This window comes from Thermobacillus xylanilyticus (assembly GCF_907165215.1).
GTDB lineage: Bacteria > Bacillota > Bacilli > Paenibacillales > Paenibacillaceae > Thermobacillus > Thermobacillus xylanilyticus.
Window position 1 is genome coordinate 49,430 of record NZ_CAJRAY010000042.1, and the last position, 7,121, is coordinate 56,550.

The window sequence follows — 7,121 nt, forward strand, 5'->3', positions numbered from 1 at the left end:
AGGAAAGATACATTAGGAATCGAATATTGCTCCGACAGTTTGTACCAATGAAATTTACTTGAATTCCAACTTTTAATATTCTTATTATTAGGGAGGGTTCAAATTGCCGATTCTTGCCGTTGTCGGGACCGGATATGTGGGTTTGGTTACGGGAGTGTTGTTGGCCGATTTTGGTCATACCGTGACTTGTGTTGATGTAGATGCGGAGAAAATCAACAAGCTTTGCAATGGCCAAATTCCGATCTATGAGCCGGGTCTTGAACCGATCGTAATGAGGAACTTGACGTGTGGACGCCTGCATTTCACAACTGACATTCGAGTCGCGGTCGAAGAGAGCGAGGTTATTTTTATCACTGTCGGAACTCCCCCAAAGGAGGATGGTAGAGCGGATATTCAGTATGTATTGCATGCGGCAAGGGAAATTGCCAAGTGGATGAATGGATATAAGGTCATTGTCAACAAATCGACTTCACCGGTGGGAACGGCACGAGCCATCAAGCAGACGATCCATCAGGTTTTGCATGAGAGAGGTGTTAATTTTCCATTCGATGTCGTTTCCAATCCCGAATTTTTGAGAGAAGGCACGGCCATCCAAGACTTTATGCATCCGTACAGAATTGTGATCGGAGCGGAAAACCCGCATGCAATTGAGCGCATGAAAGCTGTTTATGGCTTCTGTTACAAGAACGAGGTCCCCACCATAGAGGCGAATTTGGAAACCGCAGAAATGATTAAATATGCTTCAAACGCGTATCTGGCCATGAAAGTAACATATATCAACGAAATTGCGAATGTTTGCGAGAAAATGAGGGCAGACATTCAACTGGTCGCCGAAGCGATGGGGCTGGACCAAAGAATCGGACCTAGCTTTTTGAAAGCGGGCCCCGGATATGGCGGAAGCTGTTTTCCAAAAGACGCTTCCGCATTAATACGGATGGCGGAAGATTGTGGAGAGTCATTGCAGCTTGTTGAAGCGATGATCAAGTCCAATCAACTCCAAAAACTGCGGATGGTTGACAAGATCCGGGATGGACTGGGAGACCTCGCCGGAAAAAATATCGCAATCCTCGGAATCACATTTAAGCCAAACACGGACGATATCCGTGAGTCGCCAGCCCTTGTCATATTGCCCCGGCTGGTCGAGCTTGGAGCGAAACTTCGCGTTTATGACCCTTGCGGTCGTATAAATGGGGAACGGGCCTTTCGCGACATTCTTGATTCCATTGCCTGGTGCGGCGACATTTATGAAGCTGTAAGCGATTCTGATGCAACAGTTATTCTGACGGACTGGGATGAGTTTAGAAGCATAGATTTCGACCGTTACGAGTCTTTGCATGCTGGAAAAGTGTTGTTTGATCTGCGGAATTTGTACGAAAGGCAGCCCATGACAGAGAAAGGTTTCCTGTACTTTGGAGTGGGCAAGTAAAATCGTGATAAATATTAGGGCTGGGAGAGGTTGATTGGATTGGCAATTATCGTAACGGGCGGCGCCGGTTATATCGGCAGCCACACGTGCGTGGAACTGTTGAACGCGGGGTATGACGTCGTAGTGGTGGACAACCTGTCGAACAGCCACCGCGAAGCGGTCCGGCGGGTTGAGGAGATTACGGGACGGAAGGTCGCGTTCCACGAGGCCGATCTGCTGGACAAGCCCGCGCTCGAGCGGGTGTTCCGCGAGCACAAGGTCGAGGCGGTCATCCACTTCGCCGCGCTGAAGGCGGTCGGCGAGTCGGTCGAGATGCCGCTCGAGTACTACTGGAACAACATTGCGGGCACAATCCAGCTCTGTCAGACGATGCGGCAGTTCGGGGTGAAAAAGATCGTCTACAGCTCGTCCGCCACCGTCTACGCCGTTCCTGATTCGCCGCGCCCCCTCACCGAGGATTCGCCGCTCGGGCCGATCAACCCGTACGGCCGGACGAAGTGGATGGGCGAGCTCATCCTGCGCGACTTGCACGCAGCCGATCCGGAATGGGGGATCGCGGTGCTCCGCTATTTCAATCCGGTCGGGGCGCATCCGAGCGGGCGGATCGGCGAGGACCCGGAGGGCATCCCGAACAACCTGATGCCCTACATCACCCAGGTCGCCGTCGGCCAGCGGGAGCGGCTGAACGTGTTCGGCGGCGACTATCCGACGCCGGACGGAACGGGCGTCCGGGACTACATCCATGTCGTCGACCTCGCGGAGGGCCATCTGAAGGCGCTGGACAAGATTCTCACGAATCCCGGGTATCACGTCTACAACCTCGGCACGGGGCGCGGCTACAGCGTGCTCGAGGTCGTGGCCGCGTTCGAGCGGGCGAGTGGCCGCAAGATCCCGTATACGATCGTCGGGCGCCGTCCGGGTGATACCGCAGTCTGTTACGCTGATCCGTCCGCCGCGCGCGATGGCCTGGGCTGGGCGGCCACGCGGGGCATCGAGGAGATGTGCGCCGACGCCTGGCGTTGGCAGCGGCAGAATCCGGAAGGATACGGCAACGGAGAATAAAAGGGCAAAAAAAGGGAGACCCCGAAGGGTCTCTCCTTTTTTGTGCCGTTAAGGGCGGCTGATCAGATGAAGTCGACATTGCTCAGGACGCGGATGATCATCACAGCAGCTTCCGCACGGGTAGCCGATGCGGTCGGCGATACCGTGTTGGCGGACGTGCCGCTCACGATACCGGATTCGATTGCTGCCGCGAGTTCCGCTCTAGCCCAGCTGCCGATTTGACCAGCGTCCTTGTAGCCGCTCAGGAGAGCAGCGACTTCCGCGTTCGACAGGACGACTTCAACGCCAGCCAGTTCTTGGGCGCGGATGACCATGGCAGCCATCTCTTGACGCGAAATCTTGTCCGTCGGGCGGAACTTGCCGGTGCCGTCGCCCTTGACGATGCCGTATTCTGCAGCGGCTGCTACAGCGTCGGCATACCATGCGGACGAAGCGACATCGGAGAAGTTCGCGGCTTCGGAAGCCTGGAGTCCGAGTGCGCGGACGATCATCGCGGCGAATTCCGCACGCGTGACATCACGCTTCGGCTCGAACTTGCCAGCGCCGGTGCCGTTGACGATCAGCTTGTTCGCCAGCGTGTGAATGTCCTTGACACCCCAGTGGTTCCGCAGGTCCGAGAAGGACTTCGGAGCCACATCGATGATGGCGTAGACCGAGTTGGAGTTGCTGAAGAATGCAGCATCCTCCTCGCCAACCTTCGTCGGGATCGGGTTCACCGTGTCACCCTTGATCCGCACAGCGACGAGGTTGTCGCCTTCGTCCGTCAGGTTCAGGGTACGCTTCACAAACTTGCTGAACTTGTTGATCTCAACCGACTTGTCGCCAGCTACGGCTTCAAGCTTGAAATCGACGATCGCGGATACAGCCTCACCGCCTGCCGACTCGATGGCTGCTTCGGCTGCTGCCTTGGCTGCGCCTTCCAGTTCGGCAATCGTCACGACGATCCAGAGATCATCGATCGAAACGCCCAGCTCTTCAGCCAGCGCTTCCAGGTCGAGCTCGTCCAGAGGCAGTTCATACGAGCCGAGCGGCGAAACAATCGTTACGACACCGCCTACCGTCAGAGCGGAAGCCGGAAGCTTCGCAACTTCGCCAGTGATCTCGACAATCGCAGAACCGCTCTCCAGTGCCTTCTTCAGCGCGTTGGCGTCAACCGTGCCGTCCGGGTTGGCTTTCACCACACCGTCAGTCGGGTTCGTGTCACCACCGCCAATGCCGCCGAAGATCGGAGGAACTACTACGCCTGCGTACACATAAGCGCCCTCATATACGCTGGATGCTGCACCTTCGTAATAGTAGCGGAGGTTCAGCGGGAAGTATGTAGCGCCGTACGTCGACGCGTCAACTTCGAAGCTGTAGTAGTAGTGACCGTTGCTCGGATCGAGGTAGAAGTACGTGACAGATACGCTCGTATCCAAGCGATTGCCGTCCTTGTCGTAAACAGCAATTACCGGCGATACACCTTCACCGTGGTACGTATCGGTATACACGGTGCCCGTTACCTTCCCGGTGATGGCATTGTGCGTCAGGTTCATAAAACCTTTCGCAGCAAAAGCCGCAATCGGGAACAGCATCGATGCGATCATGAAGAACGCTACGAGTGCAGCAGTTTTGCGTTGGATCAATGCTTTCATTCATTTTCACCTCCTTTCGAGACAATTACATTCATGAAGAACAACACTATTATAGTGCACAATTTGTCGAAATGGAAGTGAATTGGAACAGAATATTATTCATAGATTCGAACCCAGATTCCCCAATGATTGGCAGTTACTGTAAGAGCGAGTCCAGATACATTTTCTCATTCGGACCGGCTTCTACCAATCGATTCAGTAAATCGGCATCCGATTGCCCCAGCATATACAGAGCTGCCAGATAGTAACGAACGCCAATCCTATTGTATACATCACTCAGATCATTTTCAACCATTGGTTTTAACATAGAGACAGCATCTTCATAACGACCTTGCCCAAATAAAATTTGCCCCACTGCTTGTCTAATGAAAGGCGTGACGTCGAAGTCACGTCCCTGAAGCTGCTCTTCAGGCAATAACATCAACAACTGCTTACGATGCAGGACCTCCTCATAGAGTTCCATACCCCGATTCCAATAGGTCTGTGCTTTGGCAGGATCAGTGTCCTTCACACTGTTTCCGTTAACCGCATATTCCATGATCGCGGCTTCATAAAATTTAATATCCCACTGGAATTTAGAGATGCCTTCTTCCAAAGCTTCTATCGATTCATTATACTCTCCCAAGTCCTTATGGTTTCGGTACTCCGACAAAATAATTTGGCGATCATAAGGCTCGGTTGATTTGATCTGCTCAATTAATTCCTTTGCCTGCAATGCATAAGAACGATCACCGGTCTGGTGGTAGGCTTGCCCCAGCCAGTCAATCTTGGTGACAAGATAAGCCGGGTGCTTGGGCGAATATGAAATGGCCTGATCAAGTGTTACAAGCAACTCGTCCAGCGGCGGCTTTTCATTTATTGCCTTATTTATTGCGCTTTTAAAATATTGACTCCCAACATACTCTTGGTAGGCTTGCACGATCAAGACAAGAGTTACTACAGCCAAGGCTCCATGATACAAGAAGCGCCAGCGGGAAGCAACCTTCGATTTGAGTAATGTCAAGGAGATCTTTTTATCGTACACTGCCACAAGAACGCCCAAAGAGAAGAAGACCAGGCCTGCTATATATACGTAACTCATGTCAAAGTCAATTAGGCTGTGGGCAAGCAGTGTGAAAGCCAAGATAAAGAAAATGAAATGGCTCGGCTGCTGCTGTCTTTCCCGCCAATATTGTTTCAAATATTGAAAGAAGATGACGCATAGAATGAGCAGCAGTATCGAAAAGCCTACCCAACCGATCTCGACAAGCGTCTGTGCGAAGAAGCTATGCGTCTGCCGGCTGACATACGGGTTGTTCTGGTATTTCTCGTACAGCGCACTCCAACCGCCTCCGCCGGAGCCAAAAAGCGGATAGTCGGATGTCAGTTTCAGCGCATCGACATAGAACGTCTTCCGTTCAAGTACACTATGCTGTTGAAAGTTAATATTTTGAAGTCTTTCGGCGATGCTTGAGGGCAGAATGGAACTCGCAATCCCGGTTCCCAGCAGCAATAGCAGCCCAAGAATGCCCGCTCCACCCAAGCCGACCGGTACAATAAAGGAGGCGAATTTTCGGCCGGACAGCGCGGATAATTTTTTCTCTAACCACGAGTACCGGGTGCGAATTCCCCAGATGAGAAGTGTAGTGACAAGCGATCCAATCAGCAGAATCAGCGCGGTCTGCCATACCAGCGAATTTTGTATCGACAATAAATTTGCCGGCTCGCCGTCTCTCTTGGGCATCACGATTTGGGCTATTTGAATATACCGCTCGGTAATCGGACTCAAGGTGAAGACGGTCACGAGCGCCGAGCCGATAAATGCGATGACAAACGCTATCTGGCGATCCAGGCGCAAGAAGAAAAGAATGACCAAAACCAGAAGCGGAATGAAGATCAACGCCCCGCGGGAATACGTGAGCATCAAAGACATCCAGATTGGCGTGAGCATTGCGGCATTCATCAGTGCAATCCAGGTCCGCTTGGCGTTAACGGTTGTGAACATAGCTCCCATAAGAAAAGCAAGCAGAAAGCCAGCGTAAGTGTTGGAGTACTGGAACACGGATGTAAGCCGGTAAGTTCCACTGGTAAACCAGATTGCATCTTTCGTATACGCCAGCCCGAGTACAACGCCGGTGCCATATAGAATGACCGCATATCCGGACAACAAGAGTATGGTTTGCAGGACATCCAGGGAGCGAGGAGTCGTCCCCAAGTACAAGCCCATGATGAAAAGACATGCAAGCAGGGACGTCACAAGAACCATTAAAACAGCATTATGATAGGACGCGGCTTGGAAGGTTGAAATCCAATAGATGAGCGGAATCAGCAGGATTCCGACGGAATAGATGGCAGAAATTTGATCAACCTTCCAAACGAAATACAGACGCGCGATCATCAAAAAGAACAAGGCGAACACAAAAAGCATAGATTCAAAAATTGCAGGCTCAAACTCGTAGGAAAAGCTATTAAACAAACCGCGGCTGTACGGGAAGAATATAAAAAAAATCGATACGCCCAAAATCAAAGACCAGTGGAGAATTGAGAAATCGTTATTTGTGAGTTGAGTTTTTTTACTTGTCATGTTTTTCATCCGGAAGACTCCTAACAAAAAAATTGAAATAATAATATAATGTTGCGTGTTATTGTTGAGACGGACTTGATATCACTTACAAATGTGGTAGACTTCACCTAAAAGGCTAAATGCCATGTAATTTTAATTGTAGCAAAGCAATGGTTTCATCTCAATCAAATCTGACGTCACGAATGTATCAAGCAATTATCGCGCAGATTGTCGAATAATACGCCGAGATGGTATACTATGATAATAATTAACTCAACTTTCGCACCTAGAAAATCAATGTAAAACCAATTGTAGAGCGGGCTTAAGGTCTGTTGAATAGCCAGCTTGCACAAATAGAAAAACACCACTTCGTTTGGTAAAGTGAGAGTGACAAGCAATCACTACCAGACAGAAGAGGTGTCTTCCATCATGATAGACCATCAGCCCGACCTGAATC

Annotated in this window: 4 protein-coding genes; 2 read left to right on the forward strand and 2 right to left on the reverse strand. The window is 51.1% G+C overall.

All coding sequences use genetic code 11. The features are described 5' to 3' along the window. Positions 1–103 precede the first annotated feature (103 nt). Together KJQ12_RS09060 and galE are read left to right on the forward strand one after the other, a co-directional pair. Positions 104–1,426, forward strand: a complete 1,323-nt coding sequence (locus KJQ12_RS09060; protein WP_213484392.1) for a UDP-glucose dehydrogenase family protein — start codon at positions 104–106, stop codon at positions 1,424–1,426. A gap of 39 nt (positions 1,427–1,465) precedes the next feature. Continuing rightward, positions 1,466–2,488 carry a UDP-glucose 4-epimerase GalE gene (gene galE, locus KJQ12_RS09065; RefSeq protein ID WP_213484393.1) on the forward strand — a complete coding sequence of 341 codons (1,023 nt, stop codon included), beginning with the start codon at positions 1,466–1,468 and terminating at the stop codon, positions 2,486–2,488. Between the two features lie 62 nt (positions 2,489–2,550). On the opposite strand, the gene KJQ12_RS09070 is transcribed toward galE, so the two are convergent. Together KJQ12_RS09070 and KJQ12_RS09075 are read right to left on the reverse strand one after the other, a co-directional pair. Continuing rightward, entirely contained in the window at positions 2,551–4,122 is a 1,572-nt protein-coding gene (locus KJQ12_RS09070) for an S-layer homology domain-containing protein (protein ID WP_213484394.1), read from the reverse strand. 136 nt (positions 4,123–4,258) lie between these two features. Beyond that, the gene (locus KJQ12_RS09075; RefSeq protein ID WP_213484395.1) at positions 4,259–6,694 is read right to left on the reverse strand and encodes an O-antigen ligase family protein; all 2,436 of its coding nucleotides are present in this window, start codon (positions 6,692–6,694) and stop codon (positions 4,259–4,261) included. Positions 6,695–7,121: the final 427 nt, after the last annotated feature.

Coding starts and splice junctions, on each gene's coding strand:
- KJQ12_RS09070 (WP_213484394.1), bottom strand. CDS start 4,122: ATGAAAGCATTGATCCAACGCAAAACTGCTGCACTCGTAGCGTTCTTC.
- KJQ12_RS09075 (WP_213484395.1), bottom strand. CDS start 6,694: ATGAAAAACATGACAAGTAAAAAAACTCAACTCACAAATAACGATTTC.